Origin of the sequence: Luteitalea sp. TBR-22, from assembly GCF_016865485.1 — a bacterium.
Classification (GTDB): domain Bacteria; phylum Acidobacteriota; class Vicinamibacteria; order Vicinamibacterales; family Vicinamibacteraceae; genus Luteitalea.
On record NZ_AP024452.1, the window covers coordinates 4,728,342 to 4,746,516 of the forward strand.

Genomic DNA, 18,175 nt, shown 5'->3' on the forward strand with positions numbered 1-18,175 from the left:
CCGGGTCGTGGACGGCACGTCATTCATACGGACCGTCATCATCCGCAGGTCTGCGACCGCGTGGGAGGGAATTCCATGGGCATCAAGGTTGGCATCAACGGGTTCGGGCGCATCGGGCGCAACATCATGCGGGCGGCGCTCGGCACCGGAAAGCTCGACTTCGTTGCGGTGAACGACCTGACCGACACCAAGACGCTGGCGCACCTGCTCAAGTACGACTCGATCCTCGGCAATCTCGAGGCGACGGTCGAGTCGGGCGACGGCTGGATCAGCGTCAACGGCGACAAGTTCCAGGTGCTGGCGCAGCGTGATCCGGCGCAACTGCCCTGGGGCGACCTCGGCGTGGACGTGGTGTTCGAGGGCACGGGCATCTTCACCAAGCGTGACGACGCGGCCAAGCACGTCGCGGCGGGCGCCAAGCGCGTCATCATCACGGCCCCGGCCACCGGTCCTGACGGCACGTTCGTCATGGGCGTGAACCACGAGCAGTACGACCCGGCCAAGCACGTGGTGGTGTCCAACGCTTCGTGCACGACCAACTGCCTCGCGCCGTTCGCCAAGGTGCTCGAGGAGAACTTCGGGATCGTCAAGGGCTGGATGACGACGATCCACAGCTACACGAACGACCAGCAGCTGCTCGACCTGCCGCACAAGGACCTGCGCCGGGCGCGCGCGGCGGCCTTGTCGATGATCCCGACGACGACGGGCGCGGCCAAGGCCGTGGGCGAGGTGCTGCCGCAGCTGAAGGGCAAGCTCGACGGCTTTGCGATGCGCGTGCCGACGCCGAACGTCTCGGTGGTCGACCTCGCGGTGATCGTCGGCAAGAAGACGACGGCAGACGAGGTCAACGCGGCGTTCAAGGCCGCCGCGGCCGGTCCGCTCAAGGGCATCCTTGCGGTGGAGGACGCGCCGCTCGTGTCGATCGACTTCCGCAAGAACTCGAACAGCTCGATCGTCGACTCGGCGTACACGAAGGTCATGGACGGCGACTTCGTGAAGGTGCTGAGCTGGTACGACAACGAGTGGGGCTACAGCAGCCGCTGCGTCGACCTGGTCAACTACATGGCCACCAAGGGCCTGTAAGTCGGCCTTCGTCATTCGGCCGTCGGCCTTCGACGGTCGCAGGGCACTTCGGAAGGCCGTCGGCTCGCGCCGCCGGCCTTCGTTTCATTTCAGCGAGTCTCCATGGCCAAGCGTTCCATCACCGACCTGAACCTGAAGGGTCGTCGCGTGTTCATCCGCGTCGACTTCAACGTGCCCATCAAGAACGGGCAGATCACCGACGACACGCGCATCCAGTCGTCGCTGCCGACGATCCGCTACGCGCTCGAGCAGGGCGCGACGGTGATCCTCGCCTCGCACCTCGGCCGGCCCAAGGGCAAGCCGAACCCGGAGTTCACGCTGCAGCCGGTGGCCGACCGCCTGTCCGCGCTGCTCGGACAGCCGGTCGTGTTCGCGAGTGACTGCGTGGGCGCCCCGGCGGCCGACGCCATCGCGAAGGCCGGCGCCCCGGGCGTGGTGCTGCTCGAGAACCTGCGCTACCACGCGGAGGAGGAAGCCAACGACGCCGGCTTCGCGGCGCAGTTGGCGGCGCTCTGCGACGTGTACGTCAACGACGCGTTCGGCTCGGCGCACCGCGCGCACGCCTCGACCGAGGGCATGGTCGCGCACGTGAAGGACGCCGCCGCCGGCCTGCTGATGGCCAACGAAGTGGCCTACATGGGCAAGGCCCTCACCAACCCCGAGCGGCCGTTCGTGGCGGTGCTCGGCGGTGCGAAGGTGAGCGACAAGCTCGAGGTGATCCAGAACCTGCTGCCGAAGGTCGATGCGCTGGTGATCGGCGGCGCGATGGCCTACACGTTCCTCAAGGCGCAGGGGCTCGAGGTCGGCAAGTCGCTGGTCGAGGCCGACCTGGTGGACACGGCGCGCGACCTGAAGGCGCAGGCCGATGCGCGCGGCCTCACGCTCGCGCTGCCGGAGGATCACGTCGTGGCCGAGGCGCTGTCGGCCGACGTGCCGTCCGAGACGCTTGCGGTCGGCGACGCCGCAATCGGCGCGCGGATGGGCCTGGACATCGGCCCGAAGACCGCGGCGCGCTACGCGGAGCTGATCAAGGGCGCGAAGACGGTGGTGTGGAACGGCCCGATGGGCGTGTTCGAGATCCCGGCCTTTGCCAACGGCACCAACACGGTCGCGCAGGCGGTGGCCAGCGTCGACGGCATCACGATCATCGGCGGCGGCGACTCGATCTCGGCGGTGCACAAGGCCGGCGTCGCCGACCGGATCAGCCACATCTCGACCGGCGGCGGCGCGAGCCTCGAATTTCTCGGAGGCAGGACCCTCCCCGGGGTCGCGGTGCTGCCGGAGAAAGAGTAGAAGAGCCGAAGATTAGAAGGTAAGAAGGCTTCTGTCCTTCCGTCCTTTTTCCTTCCCGCTCTGCCTTCTGCCCTTCTGTCCTTCTGCTCTTCTTTCCTTTTCTGTAAAGGATCAAGGATGCGTTCTCCACTGGTCGCCGGTAACTGGAAGATGTTCAAGGGCGTCGCCGACGCCATCGCCTACGCCAAGGAGTTCCGGGCGCTGGCCAAGGACCTCACGACGGTGGAACTCGTGATTGCGCCGCCGTTCACCGCGGTGCACGGCGTCGCCGATGCGCTGCGCAACTCGGGGATCGCGACCGCGGGCCAGGATTGCTTCTGGGAGAAGGAAGGCGCGTACACGGGCGCCGTCAGCGCGCCCATGCTGAAGGAAGCGGGCGCCGAGCTCGTCATCCTCGGGCACTCGGAGCGGCGCCGCGTCTTCGGCGACACCGATGCCGACGTGACGCGCAAGATCCATGCGGCGTACGCCGCCGGTCTGGCCCCCATCGCCTGCATCGGCGAGACGCTCGAGGAGCGCGAGGCAGGACGGACCTTCGAGGTGCTCGACACGCAGCTCAAGGCCTGCATCGACGGCCTGTCGGCCGAGCAGTTCGCGCTGATGGTGATTGCCTACGAGCCGGTCTGGGCGATCGGCACCGGCCGCAACGCCACCCCTGAACAGGCACAGGAGGCCCACGCCCACATCCGCGGACGGCTTCGCGCCTGGCTGGGTGCCGAGGCGGCCGACAAGTGCCAGATCCTCTACGGTGGCAGCGTCAAGCCGGACAACGCCCGCGCCATCCTGCAGCAGCCCGACGTCGACGGCGCGCTCGTCGGCGGCGCCAGCCTCGACCCGCAGGGGTTCTTCGCCATCGCCTCGGCTGCGGTCTGAGGGACGATCAGGACCGCGCCGCCGATTCCCGCTTCCCGATTCCCGGTTCCCGATTTACACTGAATCGTTATGCTGTACTGGTTGATCGTCACCCTCTACGTGGTCGTCTGCCTGCTGTTGCTGCTGGCCGTCCTGCTGCAGCAGGGCAAGGGCGGTGACATCGCCTCCGCGTTCGGCGGTGGCGGCGGACAGGCCGCTTTCGGTGCCCGGCAGGGCGCCACGGTGCTCACCAAGGCGTCGGCGATCCTCGGCGGGCTGTTCATGGTCGGCGCGCTCGGTCTGGCGATCGTCGGCACGCGTGGTCCGAGCTCGGTGATGAGCGGCGTGCCGGGCGCCAAGCCGGCGCCAGTGACACCAGCGACCAAGGCGCCTGCGGCTCCGGCCAACCCGGCCGCCGCGGCCGCTCCGACGCCTGCCGCCACGACCCCGAGCACGGGCGCGGCGACGTCGCAGCCTGCGGGCAGCGCGGCGCCTGCGACCGTCGCGCCGGCAGCCCCGGCCAAGGCTCCGGCACCCGAGCCGAAGAAGCAGTAGCGGCGCGGCAGGCTTCGCGCCTGCGCGCTTCCCTCGCAGCCACGGACCTGCTATAGTCCGTGGTTCTGTCGGGCGGGTTCACGCCCACCGACACCTACCACTTGCGGAAGTGGCGGAATTGGCAGACGCACCAGCTTGAGGGGCTGGCGGGAGCAATCTCGTGGGGGTTCGAGTCCCCCCTTCCGCACCATCACTCACGACGTTCGTTCTGGCGCGGCAGGCCGGCCGCAGGCCCTGGGCCCACGCCGCTGCGCGGCTCGGCCGCCGGGCTCGAGTCCCCCCTTCCGCACCATCACTCACGACGTTCGTTCTGGCGCGGCAGGCCGGCCGCAGGCCTTGGGCCCACGCCGCCGCGCGGCTCGGCCGTCGGGCTCGAGCCCCCCTTCCGAGCCGGTCGACGAGTCGAATGCCCTGCGCGAGCCTGCGAGTCCAGGGGCGCTCCCAGCACAGCGTTCGTTCTGGCGCATCGAAGCCACTGAGTCAGCCGGCGTGCAGCGCCGCCATCGGCGCCCTTGCGTCTCGGCTCCGGTCGGCTCGCACTCCGACAACGTCCCGCACGCCCGGTCGGCAGCAGCGCGGGCAGGCTCCGACGTCCGGACGCCGTTCGCGCCGACGGCGCGGGCCTGCCTGAGCACGTCACGCGGAAGCGCCGGACGAGGAGTGGCCTCGCCGCCGCTCCTGGCCGGGGCCGTGGCCGAGCACCCGCTTGAAGGCGCGCGCGAAGGCCGCATCGCTCTGATACCCCAGGTCACTGGCCACCGACGTGACCGTGGTGCGAGCATCGCGCAGCGCCGCCGCGGCCATGTGCATGCGCCAGCGCAGCACGAAGCGCATCGCCGGTTCTCCGACCAGCGCCGTGAATCGGGCGGCGAACGCCGATCGTGACATCTGCGCCTCGGCCGCCATCGACTCGACGGTCCAGGCGCGGCCCGGCTCGCGATGGACGCACCGGATGACGCGGCCGATCCGCGGGTCGCGGAGCGCCCCCAGCCATCCCCGGTGCTGGTCGGCGTGCTGCGCGAGCCAACTCCGTACCGCCTGGATGACGAGGATGTCCGCCAGTCGCGTGATGACCGTCTCGCCGCCCGGCCGGAGTTCGCGCGCTTCACTGGCGAGGAAACGCAGCGTGGTCTGGACCCAGTCACGTTCATCGCTGCGCCAGGCATCGATCGTGACCACGGACGGCAGCAGGCGGACCAGGTCCGCGGCGGCCGGGTGATCGAAACGGACGGCCCCGCAGATGAGTGTGGCGGGGTCCCCGCCGCCGCCCTGCCGCAGCACCTCGTATCGCTCGCTGATCCGTTCGGCCGGCACGTCGAAGAGGCCCACCGCCGTCGCGCCGGGCTCGCTGACGAGGCGATGTCCTCGCCCATGCGGGACCAGCGCGAAGCTCCCCTCGCGCAGGCGCCGGGGCGCCTCCTCCCCCACCACCAGCCAGCACTCGCCCGCGGTGACCACGTGAAACATGAGCGTGTCCGACAGCGGCGGAAGGTCGAGTCCCCAGGGCGCCGTGAACTCCGATCGGCAGTAGAGCGTGCCGCTCATCCGCAGGAAGTGGAGAGCCTCTCCCAGCGGGTCGGCCGAAGCGGGGAGCATGCGCGGCGTGCCTGCCACCATGCGCCACAATTGCACGAGTGATGCGTCACGTTCAATGAGCAGGACGATCGAGCATGAAATCGACACGAGTGGGAATGGAAACGCCAGTTCTGTCGCCGGAAGATGGACGCATCAACCTGGCCGACAAGGTCGGCCCCTGGCAAGGAGCACACGATGAACGTTCTGGTCGTCGGAGCGACGGGGGGGTCGGGACGGGCCGTGATCGCGGCCCTCCTGAATCGCGGGCACAACGTCACGGCGATGGTGAGGCGACCCGCGTCGAGCCCGCCCTTTCCCGAAGGCGTCAGGGTCGTGCAGGGCGACGCGATGCGCGCGACAGACGTCGAGCAGTGCGTGCGCGGTCAGGACGCCGTCGTGGTGACGCTGGGGATCCGGGAGCCTGCCCTTCGCGTGCGCCTGCGGGGCAGCGCCGACACGCCCCTGCACGTGCGCTCGCAGGGCACCAGGCACGTCATCGCGATGATGCGACGGCATGGCGTCCAGAAGCTCGTCGTCCTGACGTCGTTCGGCGTCGGGCCGACGCGGGCGCACCTCCCGCTCAAGTGGCGGCTGATCTTCGCGCTGCTTCTCCGGCCGCAGATCGCCGATACGGAGATCCAGCAGGCCGAAACCGTCTCGAGCGGGCTGCGATGGGTCGTGGCCCAGCCGGTGGCGCTCACCGACGTTCAGCCGGCGCCTGAGCCCTTCGCCTCCGTCGATGGCGAGGTCCGCGGGATGGCCATCAGCCGACACAGCGTCGCGAAGTTCCTCGCCGATGCCGTCGAGGGTGACGCCTTCGACCACCGCATCGTCGCGCTCTCGTGACGAGATCACGGCAGGCCGAACCGACCTCCTGACCTTCGGGACGAAGTCGGTCCGGCCGGCGCCGTGGATGCGGAGGCCCGGCGCCCGCGCTATGCTGGCCTGCCGGCCATGCTGCATCGTGCCTCCCGCGTCCTCGTCGAATATGCGTTGCTCGTGGGCCTGCCCATCGCGGGGGTCCTGCTGGCGCTACAACTCGGGTCCGCGCTCGTGGCGCCGCCAGGGGCGGCGCACGACACGGTGAGGGCGGCGGCTCCGGTCGGCGCGTTCAGCCTCCCGTGGCTGCTGCTGTCGGTCGCGGTGCTGGTGGCGTGCGCGCGCGTCGCGGGACTGGCGGCCCGTGCCATCGGCCAGCCCCAGGTGGTGGGCGAGATGGCGATGGGCATCGCGCTCGGGCCGTCACTGCTCGGCTGGGCGGCGCCGGCCCTGTCGGCCACGCTGTTCCCTGCCGCCAACCACGCTCACCTGAACACGCTCAGCCAGCTCGGGCTACTGCTGTTCATGTTCCTGGTCGGCCTCGAGTTCGACCTCCGTCGCCTCCGACACCTCGGCCACACGGCCGTGCTGGCCAGCCACGCGAGCATCACACTGCCCATGCTGCTCGGCGTGTCGCTGGCGCTCTACCTCTACCCGCGACTCTCGTCCGCCGACGTCCGCTTCCACGAGTTCGCGCTGTTCATGGGCACGGCGATGAGCGTGACCGCCTTCCCCGTGCTCGCCCGAATCCTCCGCGAGCGCCGGCTCACCGACTCGCGGATCGGCACGGTGGCCATCGCCTGCGCCGCCGTCGACGACGTCACGGCGTGGTGCCTGCTGGCCGGCATCGTCGCGCTCGTGCGCGCGTCGCAGCACGCGCTGCCGGTGCCCGTGATGGTCGGCGGCCTGGCCGCCTTCATCGCCGTCGTCGCGCTGCTGCGTCGGGCCGGACTCGGGGTGTTCCTCGCCAGCTTCGAGAAGCGGCGGCGCCTCAGCGAGGATTCGGTGGCGCTGCTGCTCACCGTCGTGATGCTGGCCTCGGTGACCACCGAGTGGCTGGGCCTGCACCTGCTGTTCGGGGCCTTCTTCGTCGGCGTGATGCTGCCCAAGACGGAGGCGTTCGTCGACGCCGTCACCGCCCGCTTCGAGCTCGTGGCGACGACGCTGCTGCTGCCCGTGTTCTTCGCCTACACGGGCCTGCGCACGCAGATCGGACTGGTGGTCGGCGCGCAGATGTGGTTCTACTGCGCCCTGATCCTGGTGCTCGCCATCGTCGGCAAGCTGGTGGGGTCTGCCGTCGCCGCCCGCGTGACGGGACTCAACACGCGCGATTCGCTCGCGTTGGGCGTGCTGATGAACACACGGGGGCTGATGGAACTGGTCGTGCTGAACCTGGGGCTCGATCTGGGCATCATCTCGCCGGCCCTGTTCTCGATGCTGGTGGTGATGGCGCTGGTGACGACGGTGATGACCACGCCGCTGCTGGCGCGCCTGTACCCGTCCGCAGCCGCGGGCGTCATCCCGGTGGCCCGCCCCGCATCCGCCGGCCACGCGTGAGGTCTCCGATGCCGCGCCCCTCCTTCGATTCCGTCGAGGCATACCTGGCGGCACTGCCCGACGACTCGCGCGCCGTCCTGGGGCGCGTGTTCGCGGCACTACGAAAGGGTGTACCTGGCGCCGAGCCGGTCATCTCGTACGGGATCCCGGCGCTGCGCGCGGGCGGACGCGTGGTCGTGTACTGCGCGGCCTTCACCGCGCACTACTCGGTCTATCCGGCGACCCGCGACCTGGTCGAGGCGCTCGGCGACGCGCTCGAGCCGTACGAGTACAACGGCAAGGGCACCATCCGCTTCCCCCTCGCCGGCAAGGTGCCCGTGGCGCTCCTGACGCGCATCGGGCGCCTGCGCGCCGCCGAGGACGCCGCGAGGGGTGTGCGTCGCCTCGCCGCGAAGAAGAAGTAGCCGCCAGTCGCCTCAGCGCGTGGTCACGCCGGGAATGGGCAGCGGGAAGACGTCGTTGGGCGTCGACTCGCGACGCAGCACGTCCTGCGCCTGCCTGACGAGTTCCGGCCGGGTCGCCGCGAGGTCGCGCGACTCGCCAGGGTCGGCAGCCAGGTCGTACACCTCCCAGGCTCCGGGCGTATCGGTCAGCAGTCGCTGACGCACCACCTTGATGTCGCCGATGCGCACGGCGACCTGCCCGCCGTACTCCGGGTACACCCACACCATCGGCCGGCGGGTCGGCACGGAGGTGGCGCCCCCGGTGAGGATCGGCCAGAGGCTCTCGCCGTCGAGGCCAGTCGGCGCCCGCAGGCCGGCGGCTGCGGCCAGGGTCGGGAACCAGTCGGGGAAGTAGCCGACGACGTCACTGACCGTGCCGGCGGGGATGCGGCCGGGCAGACGCGCAATCATCGGCACGCGGATGCCGCCCTCGTAGACGCTGCCCTTGTAGCCGCGCAGGCCGCGCGTGCTGTCGAAGAACGCCGCGTCGACGCCGCCGATGTGGAAGGCGGGATCCTTCTGGCCCGGGTGCGTGGTGCCGTTGTCGCTGGTGAAGACGACGAGCGTCCGATCGGCAAGGCCGGCGCGGTCGAGTGCCGCGAGCACGCGGCCGACGTGGTCGTCGAGTTCGGCGATCAGCGCGGCGTATGCGGCGCGCGGCCGCGGGTGCGGCAGGTAGCTGTTGCCACCCCGATACGGCACGGTGTCCCACTCGGCCGGGAAGCGCTGCACCTGCGCCTTCGGGGGATGCATGGCGACGTGCGGCTGGATGAACGGCAGGTACAGGAAGAACGGGCGCCCGGCCTGCGCCGCGATGAACTGCTCGGCCTCGGCAATCATCAGCGACGGCGCGTACGTCTCGCCGATCCATGGGTCCATCGACACGGGCCCATCCGGCTGCGTGGCATGCCCGGGCACCGGTCGCGCGTTGATGACGACCTTCTCCGTGTTGCGCCAGAGATGCGGCGGATAGTAACTGTGCGCGACGGCCTGGTCGTTGTAGCCGAAGAACAGGTCGAAGCCCTTGCGGTTGGGGTCGCCGGTGCTGCCGACCGGTCCCAGGCCCCACTTGCCCATGGCGCCCGTCGCATACCCGGCCGCGCGAAAGGCCTGCGCGATGGTGACGGCGCCCGCGCTCAGCGGGTACTGCCCCTCGGTGAACTGCGGCAAGCGCGTCTTCGCCTGGATGTTCCCCCGGATCTCGGCGTGGCCCATGTGGAGGCCGGTCATGAGCACCGCGCGGGCCGGCGCACACACCGGCGCCCCGGAATAGTGCCGGGTGAAGCGCATCCCCTGCGCCGCGAGCCTGTCGATGTTGGGCGTGGGGATCCTCGCCTGCCCGTAGACACCGACCTCCCCGAAGCCCAGGTCGTCGGCCAGGATGAACACGACGTTGAGGCGCGGCGCCTGCGCGTGCAGTCCCGACAGCGCAAGGGCCACGACGACGACGAGCAGGGCGGCGAGGCGGGTCGGTATCACGCCACTACGCTACCGTACCGTCGCGCCACCCGTGCGCATACCATCGTCCAGGTCCCATGCTGCTGACCCTCGCGTTCTGGCTCGTGATTCTCGCCGACCTCGCCGCGCTCGGACTCGTCTTCCTGCTCGGGCTCGCCGCGGGCCCGCCATCGCACACCGGTCCGATCGCCGTGGCCGGCGCCATCCTGGTCGTCCCCGGGTTGCTGATCATGGCGGCCGTGGCGCTGTTCCACTTCGCGCCGGTCTGGCCCCTGCGACTGCTCGCGTTCGGCGTGGCCGCCGCGCCGCTCCTGGTCGTCGCCCTCGCGCCGGTCGTCGCGGGCTATCGCATCGGTCAGTTCCGCGACGGATCGGGCGCGCCGACGAAGTTCCGGAGCGATGGCATGCAGGCACTCGAAAAGGCGATCGCGCGCGGCGACGCGACGACGGTGGCCACACTGGCCAGGGACGCCAACCTGCGGGAGCGCTCCATCGAGGGCACGTCGGTCGTGGTCGTCGCGCTGCGACACCTCCAGAAGCACCCCGGCTCGCCGGACGTGGTGCGCGCGCTGTTGGCCGCGGGCGCCAGCGCCGACGACGGGGGCACCGAACCGCCGCTGGTGGAAGCCATCCGCGTCGGCCCCGAGGCGGTGCGCGTGCTGCTCGATGCGGGCGCCGATCCCGACGCCCTCGGGCCGTTCGGCGCGCCCGTCTGGTGGGGCGCCACTGGCCGCAGGATCCATCCCGACATCCTGCCGCTGCTCCTCGACCGCGGCGCCGACGTGAACGCTCGCGCCAGGGACGGACGCACGGCGCTGTTCGACGCGGTCAACGCGCAGAACTGGCCCGCGGTGACCGTGCTGCTCGACCACGGCGTCGACTGGCGCGCCTACCGCGACCTGCAGGGCCGGGATCTTCGTGCCAGGCTCGAGGCCGACCAGCGCCTCGACTTCGTGGACAAGGCGGCGGTTGCCGGCGTGCTCGCACGTTTGCGCTGACCGGCGCGGATACACTGGTGCCGTGAACGGCGCCTGGTCGCGGACGTCGGTGCAGGCCGTTGTCCTGCTGCTCACCCTCGTGCTGACCGGCACGTCGGGCTACATGCTGATCGAGGGCTGGTCGGCCTGGGACGCCCTGTACATGACGGTCATCTCGCTGACGACCGTCGGCTACAGGGAGGTCCACCCGCTGTCGCGGGCCGGCGAGGCGTTCACGATGCTGGTGCTGGTCGGCGGGGTCGGCACCGTCCTGTACTCCTTCACGCTGATCGGGGCCAGCGTGATCGAGAGCACGCTGCACAGCCCCTGGCAGCGCCGACGGATCTCCGCCATGCTCGATCGACTGGACCGCCACTTCATCGTCTGCGGGTACGGCCGCATCGGCGGCATCCTGGTCGACGAGTTCCGCCGACAGCGCGTGCCCTACGTGGTCGTCGAGCGCGATCCGGAGCGCCTGCGGGCGCTCGCCGACGCCGGCCACCTCGCCGTCGAGGGCGACGCGAGTTCCGAGGACGTGCTCGCGAAGGCCGGCGTGTCGAGGGCCCGCGGGCTGATCGCCGCCCTGTCGAGCGACGCCGAGAACGTCTACACCATCCTCACCGCACGCCTGATGCAGCCGGGGCTCTACATCATCGGCCGCGCGGAGAGCGACGATGCGACCCGCAAGATCAAGCGGGCCGGCGCCGACCGGGTGATCTCGCCGTACCAGATCGGCGGCCAGCACATGGCGCAGCTCGCCCTCCGCCCTGCCGTGGTCGACTTCGTGCAGCTGGCCACCAGCTCCGAGTTCCTGGAACTCTCCATGGAACAGATCGAGATTCGAGCCGACGGGCCGCTCACCGGGCAGACGATCGTCGGCGCCAACCTGCGCCAGAAGTTCGGCGTGATCGTCGTCGGGATCAAGCGCGCCAGCGGCCAGATGGAGTTCAATCCGCCGCCGGAAGCCCGCATGGACGCCGGCGACCACCTGGTGCTGCTCGGACCGGCGAACCGGCTCACCGAACTGGCCGGCCACGCCGGGGTGGTGGCGGGGACCACGCCCTGACGGCAGCGGCGCGGCTGCACGATCGGCGCAGAGCTCATCAGGCACTATGCTTGGCCCGTGCGCTCCTGCTGCGGTGCCGTCGTCGCTCTGCTCGTCGCCCTCGTTGGTTGCACGTCACGCACGCCTGATCCCGCGGCCCCGTCAGCCTCCACGTACCTGTACCTGTGGACGGCCGCGGCGGACAAGGCGCAACCCGACTTCCTGGCGGTGCTCGACGTCACCGAGCGCGGCGACCGCTACGGGCGTCTCGTGACCACGCTGCCGGTGCCGGGACGCGAGAACGTGCCGCACCACACCGAGCACGAGATGCCCGCCGACAAGCAGTTGTTCGCCAACGGCTTCGGCACCGGCCAGACCTTCGTCTTCGACCTCGCAGACGCGACGCATCCGCGGATCACCCACCAGTTCGGCGACCTCGACGGCTACTCGCACCCGCACTCCTTCCTCCGCCTGCCGAACGGCAACGTGCTGGCCACCTTCCAGATGCGGCACGGGGCCGGCGGCATGACGCCCGGCGGCCTCGTGGAACTCACGCCGGCCGGCGTCCCGGTGCGCTCCAGTTCCGCCGACGGGCCCGGCGTCGATCCCGAGTTGCGGGTGTACAGCGGCGCCATCGTCGCGTCCCTCGACCGCGTGGTCACGACCACGACAGACATGGACAAGGACTTCAAGGCGTCGCGCAACCTCCAGGTGTGGCGCCTGTCGGACCTGAAGCTGCTCTCCACGTTCCCGCTGCCCGACGGCGCTGCGGGTGACGAGGGCCTGCTCACCGCGGAGCCGCGCCTGCTCGGCGACGGGCGCACGGTGCTCGTGTCGACCTTCAACTGCGGGCTGTACCTGATGCAGGGTCTCGAGGGCGATGCGCCGTCGGCTCGACTGGTGGCATCGTTCCCGAAGAAGAAGGGCACCAACTGCGCGATTCCGGTCATCGCCGGCAAGTACTACCTGGTGACCGTGCCGGCCTGGAGTGCGGTGGTGAGTCTCGACATCAGCGATCCGGCCAGGCCTCGGGAAGTGAGCCGCGTCACGCTCGGCCCCGACGATGTCCCGCACTGGATCTCCCTCTCGCCCGACCAGCGGCGTGTGGTCGTGACCGGCTACGAGGGCATGCAGCACCGCGTCGTCATCGCCCGGTTCGATCCCGCGACCGGCGCGCTGGCCTGGGACGAGCGCTTCCGCGAGGAGGGGGCGACGACGCCTGGCTTCCGCATGGACGACAAGACGTGGCCGCACGGCGGCAACGCGAAGGGCATCCCGCACGGCGCGGTGTTCAGCCGCCCCGTGGCGAGCAACTGACGACGCCGGCAAGCACGTCCGCGTCGGCCGCCCCAAGCGTGGAAGCAGGCCGGACCGGCAGGCGCCGCACGACGAGCGTCGTGATGTCGCCACGTCGGTCCGGTGGGCACTTTCCCAGAGGTGCTGCGAAGAAATCCGGGCCGTCCGCCAGGACGCCGACGAGCGGGGCGCACCGCTGACGGTCTTCCCGGGATCGCACCTTGCAGTCGCCCCTCCCTGACGCAGGCACTGTCGCTGCGGGAGGAGGCGTATGGCTACCCAGTGGCGCCACACCGGACTCACCTGGCTCGTCGCGGCCACGATCTCGGGGGTGTCAGCCGCGCCTTTCGCGGTCGCCCAGTCCGACGTCGCCGTCGAGGCGCTTCCTGCGCCCTCCGGCGCGGGGCTCGTCAACCCGTTGGTCCGGGCCGCCGATGGCACCCTGTTCGGCACGACCGTCTCAGGCGGCAAGAAGGGCCTTGGCACCGTCTTCAGCATCACCACCGACGGCAGGCGCACCCGGCTCCACGACTTCTCGGGGCCTGAAGGCGCATCGCCGTTGGAGGGCCAGCCCCTGCTCGTCGCCGACGACGGCAACCTGTACGGCGTGACGCGCGGCGGCGGGCCTGGGTGGAGTCCGACGAGACCAGGCTGCGGCACCGTGTTCCGGCTCACCCCGTCCGGAGCGGTCACCAGGGTTCACGCCTTCGACTGCGACGCCTCGCCGAGCAGCGGGCTCACGCAGGATGGCGGCGACCTCTATGGCCTCACGACCGGCGGAGGGCTACGCGCGTGCGGGTCAGCCGGGCGCAGCCCGTGCGGAACGATCTATCGGCTGCGTCTCGACGGTTCGTTCTCGACGGTGCACCAGTTCCGAGCCGTCGACGGCTGGGCTCCGCGCGGCACGCTGGTGCGGGTCGGCAGCGACTTGTACGGGGTCACGCGCCTCGGAGGAAACACCGGCTGCCTCGGTCTCGGTTGCGGCACCGTCTTCCGCCGGTCCATCGACGGCACCGTCACGACGCTGGTGACCTTCCCCGAAGTCCTCGGGGAGTTTCCCGAGCCCTCCGACCTCGTCTACCAGGAGGCCGATGCCGCGCTCTACGGCGTGATGCGCAGTGCGATCCCGTGCGTTCCCCTGCAGGCCGAACGCTTCGGCTACTCGGGATGCGGGGCGGTCTTCCGCCTCGACATGGTTGGCCACATCGACACGCTCTTCAGTTTCAGCGGCAGCGCAGACGACGGTAACTGGCCCTCGGCGCTGGCGGCGGGTCGCGACGGGCACCTCTACGGGGTGACGCAGGTCGGCGGTGTCGAATGTCTCCCGGGTCATCGGTGCGGCACGGTATTCCGGCTGACCCTCCAGGGCAGCCGCACGACGCTTCATGCCTTCGAGGGCGGACGCCTGGGCATCTATCCCTACACACTGCTGCAGGCCGCCGATGGCGACCTCTACGGCACGATGCTGGAGTGCGCCAGTCTGGACGCAGCGTGCGACCAGGCCTTCAGAATCGCGCTGCTCGACGATGGCCCGCTGCCGAACCTGCGCGTGAAGGCCTTCCAGGCCCCGTCCAGGGCCGCGACCGGCGCGACGATCACGCTGCGCGACACGGTCGCCAACATCGGCGCGACAGCCTCGACGCCCTCCAGCACGACGTATGCCTGGTCGGCCTACGACAGCCTGCCTGACGCCACGCCTCTCACCAGCAGGAGCCTGCCATCCTTGCAGGCTGGAGCGACGAGCACGGGCGAGACCACTGCGGCGCTACCCGCCCAGCCTGGGGTCTACACCCTGTTTGCCTGGGCTGACGGCGAACACCTGGTCCGGGAGTCGCTGGAGTTCGACAACACGAAGCGACGCACGATCGTCGTCGGGCCCAACCTGGTGATCAAGAAACTCGGTGCGGTGGGTGGGACCGGGATCGAACTCGAGCCGACCGCGCCGACGTCGAGTACCCCGACCACCATTTCCGTCTACACCGCGAACACCGGCGGTGGCACGGCTGGCCCGTCGGTGACGCGTCTCTATCGATCGCAGCGGGGTGCGCTGAGCGACGCCGTCCTGCTGGCGGAGTTCGACATCGGTTCGCCCGACAGCCTGGAGCACCATCACTCGTCGGCCACATTGCAGCTTCCCGCGGGTGACTACTTCCTGCTCGCACTTGCCGATGCCGACGGGCAGGTGACCGAGGCAAGCGAAGACAACCTCTTCAAGCTGCGCGTGAGCGTGTCGCTGGGTCTCCAGAGCTACCTGGTACCCGCCAACGGCCACGTCTGGTCGCTGGCCGAAGGACCGGACGGCGCCGTGTGGTGCACCCTCTCGAGGTGCGAGGATCCAGGGTGCACGACCCTCATCCGCCGCGACGCCATCGGGCGCGTCGCGACCGACGGCACGATTACGGAGTTCCCCCTGCCGTCCAGCAACATCGCGGGCGGAGCCGGGACCTACGGGCTGACGACCGGCCCCGACAACGCGCTGTGGTTCACGCAGATCCGCGGCAACCGGATCGGACGCATGACGACCGAAGGCGGCTTGACCATGTTCCGGCTGCCGGCCGATTCCAACCCGTACCTGATCACCAGTGGACCGGACGGAGCCCTGTGGTTCACCGAGTCCGGCGGGATTGGCCGCATCACGACAAGTGGCGACCTGAGCCACTACCGGTTGCCATCGGCCGCCAGCAACGACCCCACCGACATCGTCACGGGCCCGGACGGGGCGTTGTGGTTCACGGCGGTCAATCGCAACACGATCGGCCGCATCACGACGGTCGGTGAGATCACGGAGCACACGATGCCCCCGTCCTGCGCGCCCCTGCGGATCGCCGCTGGAAAGAACCCGGCCCTCTGGTTCACCTGCCTGACCGGAAACACGGTTGGACGCCTCACGACCGACGGCGTCATCTCGACGTACCGCGTGCCGACGCGGGACGGCGGACCTGCGGATATCACGCTCGGAGGGGATGGCGCGCTGTGGTTCACCGAGACGTGGGCGAGGAAAATCGGCCGTCTCACGACGGATGGAGTCATCACCGAGGCGCCGGCAGGTCCGGGCTCCTCCCCCCACGACATCATCTCGGCCTCGGATGGCCTGTGGTTCACCGACGCGGAGTACCTTGGCCACATCCGGCTCGGCGCCGGTCACCCGTAGGAGGCTGCCTTGCGTCCTGACGCGCGGCAGCACGACGCCGCCGCGCGGCAGGCCGGCCGTGCAGGTCGCCGTTGCGGGCGGTGGCCTTGCCGGCACACGATGCGCCGTGCCCACCCTTCGTTCTGCCGTCGGCGGTCCGGTCGTCCTCGTTCTCGCTCTGGTGGCCAGTGGCGTCGCGAACGCCCAGGCGCCGACCTCGCCATCAAGGAAGCCACCCGATCTCGCCTTCATCGACACGGGCATCGAGAACGCCTCGCCGCTGTGGTACGAGCGTGGCGAGGACGACGCGTACCGGGTGCACCTGCTGTACGACCACGAGCGCGACTCGCCGAACAGGGCCGCCGGGCACATCCACTTCCGACTGGTGGGGCGCCCCTCTGCTCGGATCACGCTGGAGTTCGTCAACCTCGACAACGTATGGAACGGGCAGCCGGGCTCGGTCGCGGGTGAGCTGACGACGGTGGCGCTGTCACCCGACGGCCAGGCCTGGACGACCGTGCCCACCGACGCGTTGCCGGGCAACCGTGTGAGGGTGACGGTGACGCTGCCGCCCGGCGGCGCGCTGCACCTGGCGCGCATGCAGCCGTATCGCCTCTCGGACCTCGATCGCCTCCTGGCCAGCGCACGGCGGAGTCCGCACGCGGCGGTCACCACCATCGGCAGCACGGTGCAGGGGCGCTCTCTCGAAGTGATCCGCATCGGCCGCGAGGACGCGCCGCGGCGCGTCTTCCTGCGCGCCCGCGCGCACCCGTGGGAAGCAGGCAGCAGTTGGGTGATGCACGGGCTCGTCGAGCGGTTGCTGCGCGACGACGCGGACGCCGCGCGGTGGCGTGGGCAGTACGCGGTCTACGTCCTGCCGATGGCCAACAAGGACGGCGTGGCCCGCGGCGGCACGCGCTTCAACGTGAACGGCAAGGACCTGAACCGCAACTGGGACAGGCCCGCGGATCCGGCCCTGGTGCCGGAGAACGCGGCGTTGGAGCACTGGCTCGAGGCGATGATCGCGCGTGGCCGCACGCCGGACCTCGCCATCGAATTGCACAACGACGGGCGCGGCCTGCTGCACCTCTCGCGACCACCGGTGCCGGGGCTCGACGCCTACCTGGCGCGGATGGCGCGCCTGGAGGCGCTCCTGCGCGCGCGCACGTGGTTCACCGAGGGACACACCGAGGGGTCGTTCCGCAACTCGGGCACCCTCGGCGACGGGTGGCTCGAGCGCTATGGCATCGACGCCCTGGTGCACGAACTCAACGCCAACCGCGTCGAGGGTCGGCAGTCACCGACCTCGGCCGCCCTGTGGCAGGAGTACGGCGCCTCGTTGCCGGGCGTGTTCGAGGTGTACTTCAGGGATCGGTAAGGGGGACTCCGGGTGCGCGGCAGCACGACGCTGCCGCGCAGGGTCCAGCACTGTTACTTCGAACGGCGGCGCAAGCGCGCCACGGCCACGAGCCCGAGGCTGGCGAGGGCCAGGCTGGCCGGCTCAGGGACATCGTTGTTCGGCAGTTCCTGCACACCGACCGTGAAGCCGTGCCAGCCCTCGGTCGAGTCGGTGAACGTGATCTGCGAGAACGTACCCGGCAGGCGAATCACGCCGTGTACCTCGCCATTGCCGAAGAAGCCCGTGCCGCCCGGATTCAGGATGGGCGTGCCGTTACCGTAGAACCCGGCCCCGAAGCTGAGCACCTCGATGGGAACCCCGAAGTCCACCGTGTTGCCGTTCCAGCTCACGAGCGCGATGAGTGGATTCTTGACCGGCCGCGAGAACGCGATCGTCTTGGTCCCGCCCCGGTTGAGGCTGACGATGTCCGATGCTGGTGGGGCATTGTCGACGGTGGGGCTCAGGTACGGCGCCGACGGATTCCAGTAATTGGTTCCGGGGCCCGTCGTGAGGAAGTTGAGCGGCCCGGTGAAGGTGACGCCGACGGCCGTGCCGTCGACGTTCATCGTCCCCTCGGCGCCTGTCGGCGTCATTCCCGTCCAGTCTGTCCAGTAAACCGGCGCCGCGTGGGCGGCACCAGCGGCAAGCGAAGTCACCATGAAAGCTGCCGCAACGATCGTACGACGAACCACA

At 70.2% G+C, this 18,175-nt stretch carries 15 protein-coding genes and 1 tRNA gene; 13 read left to right on the forward strand and 3 right to left on the reverse strand.

All coding sequences use genetic code 11. The annotated features are described in order from the left end of the window. The first annotated feature begins 75 nt into the window (after positions 1-75). From gap to TBR22_RS19900, 5 genes are all read left to right on the forward strand, one after another. Positions 76-1,083 (forward strand): type I glyceraldehyde-3-phosphate dehydrogenase, encoded by a 1,008-nt coding sequence (gap, locus tag TBR22_RS19880; protein WP_239489574.1) that lies wholly within the window; start codon positions 76-78, stop codon positions 1,081-1,083. A 102-nt stretch (positions 1,084-1,185) separates the two neighbouring features. Next, a complete protein-coding gene (gene pgk / locus TBR22_RS19885; RefSeq protein ID WP_239489575.1) occupies positions 1,186-2,376 on the forward strand; it encodes a phosphoglycerate kinase in 1,191 nt (396 codons plus the stop codon). A gap of 117 nt (positions 2,377-2,493) precedes the next feature. Next, positions 2,494-3,249, forward strand: a complete 756-nt coding sequence (gene tpiA, locus TBR22_RS19890) for a triose-phosphate isomerase (protein WP_239489576.1) — start codon at positions 2,494-2,496, stop codon at positions 3,247-3,249. A 69-nt stretch (positions 3,250-3,318) separates the two neighbouring features. Then, positions 3,319-3,783, forward strand: coding sequence for a preprotein translocase subunit SecG (gene secG, locus TBR22_RS19895; protein ID WP_239489577.1), 465 nt, complete (start codon positions 3,319-3,321; stop codon positions 3,781-3,783). Positions 3,784-3,886: 103 nt separating this feature from the next. Beyond that, a tRNA-Leu gene (locus TBR22_RS19900) sits at positions 3,887-3,973 on the forward strand. 446 nt (positions 3,974-4,419) lie between these two features. Here the strand turns inward: TBR22_RS19900 and TBR22_RS19905 are convergent. Next, positions 4,420-5,379, reverse strand: coding sequence for an AraC family transcriptional regulator (locus TBR22_RS19905; RefSeq protein ID WP_239489578.1), 960 nt, complete (start codon positions 5,377-5,379; stop codon positions 4,420-4,422). A gap of 174 nt (positions 5,380-5,553) precedes the next feature. Between TBR22_RS19905 and TBR22_RS19910 the strand changes: the two genes are divergently transcribed. The 3 genes from TBR22_RS19910 to TBR22_RS19920 all read left to right on the forward strand — a co-directional run bounded on the left by TBR22_RS19910 (position 5,554) and on the right by TBR22_RS19920 (position 8,138). After that, positions 5,554-6,204: an NAD(P)-dependent oxidoreductase gene (locus tag TBR22_RS19910; protein ID WP_239489579.1), complete on the forward strand. Its 651-nt coding sequence runs from the start codon at positions 5,554-5,556 to the stop codon at positions 6,202-6,204. Positions 6,205-6,312: 108 nt separating this feature from the next. Beyond that, the gene (locus TBR22_RS19915; protein WP_239489580.1) at positions 6,313-7,734 is read left to right on the forward strand and encodes a cation:proton antiporter; all 1,422 of its coding nucleotides are present in this window, start codon (positions 6,313-6,315) and stop codon (positions 7,732-7,734) included. 8 nt (positions 7,735-7,742) lie between these two features. Then, entirely contained in the window at positions 7,743-8,138 is a 396-nt protein-coding gene (locus tag TBR22_RS19920; protein WP_239489581.1) for an iron chaperone, read from the forward strand. Between the two features lie 12 nt (positions 8,139-8,150). Here the strand turns inward: TBR22_RS19920 and TBR22_RS19925 are convergent, their stop codons facing one another. Next, on the reverse strand, positions 8,151-9,656 hold the full coding sequence (locus TBR22_RS19925; RefSeq protein ID WP_239489582.1) for an arylsulfatase: 1,506 nt from the start codon (positions 9,654-9,656) through the stop codon (positions 8,151-8,153). 56 nt (positions 9,657-9,712) lie between these two features. On the opposite strand from TBR22_RS19925, the gene TBR22_RS19930 reads away from it, so the two are divergent. From TBR22_RS19930 to TBR22_RS19950, 5 genes are all read left to right on the forward strand, one after another. Continuing rightward, on the forward strand, positions 9,713-10,633 hold the full coding sequence (locus TBR22_RS19930; protein WP_239489583.1) for an ankyrin repeat domain-containing protein: 921 nt from the start codon (positions 9,713-9,715) through the stop codon (positions 10,631-10,633). 22 nt (positions 10,634-10,655) lie between these two features. Next, positions 10,656-11,678 (forward strand): TrkA family potassium uptake protein, encoded by a 1,023-nt coding sequence (locus tag TBR22_RS19935; protein ID WP_239489584.1) that lies wholly within the window; start codon positions 10,656-10,658, stop codon positions 11,676-11,678. Between the two features lie 57 nt (positions 11,679-11,735). Further along, positions 11,736-12,974: a selenium-binding family protein gene (locus tag TBR22_RS19940; protein ID WP_239489585.1), complete on the forward strand. Its 1,239-nt coding sequence runs from the start codon at positions 11,736-11,738 to the stop codon at positions 12,972-12,974. Positions 12,975-13,224: 250 nt separating this feature from the next. Continuing rightward, a complete protein-coding gene (locus tag TBR22_RS19945) occupies positions 13,225-16,104 on the forward strand; it encodes a choice-of-anchor tandem repeat GloVer-containing protein (RefSeq protein ID WP_239489586.1) in 2,880 nt (959 codons plus the stop codon). A 106-nt stretch (positions 16,105-16,210) separates the two neighbouring features. Continuing rightward, positions 16,211-17,461, forward strand: coding sequence for a M14 family zinc carboxypeptidase (locus tag TBR22_RS19950; protein WP_239489587.1), 1,251 nt, complete (start codon positions 16,211-16,213; stop codon positions 17,459-17,461). A gap of 53 nt (positions 17,462-17,514) precedes the next feature. Here the strand turns inward: TBR22_RS19950 and TBR22_RS19955 are convergent, their stop codons facing one another. Continuing rightward, positions 17,515-18,075 (reverse strand): PEP-CTERM sorting domain-containing protein, encoded by a 561-nt coding sequence (locus tag TBR22_RS19955; protein WP_239489588.1) that lies wholly within the window; start codon positions 18,073-18,075, stop codon positions 17,515-17,517. Positions 18,076-18,175: the final 100 nt, after the last annotated feature.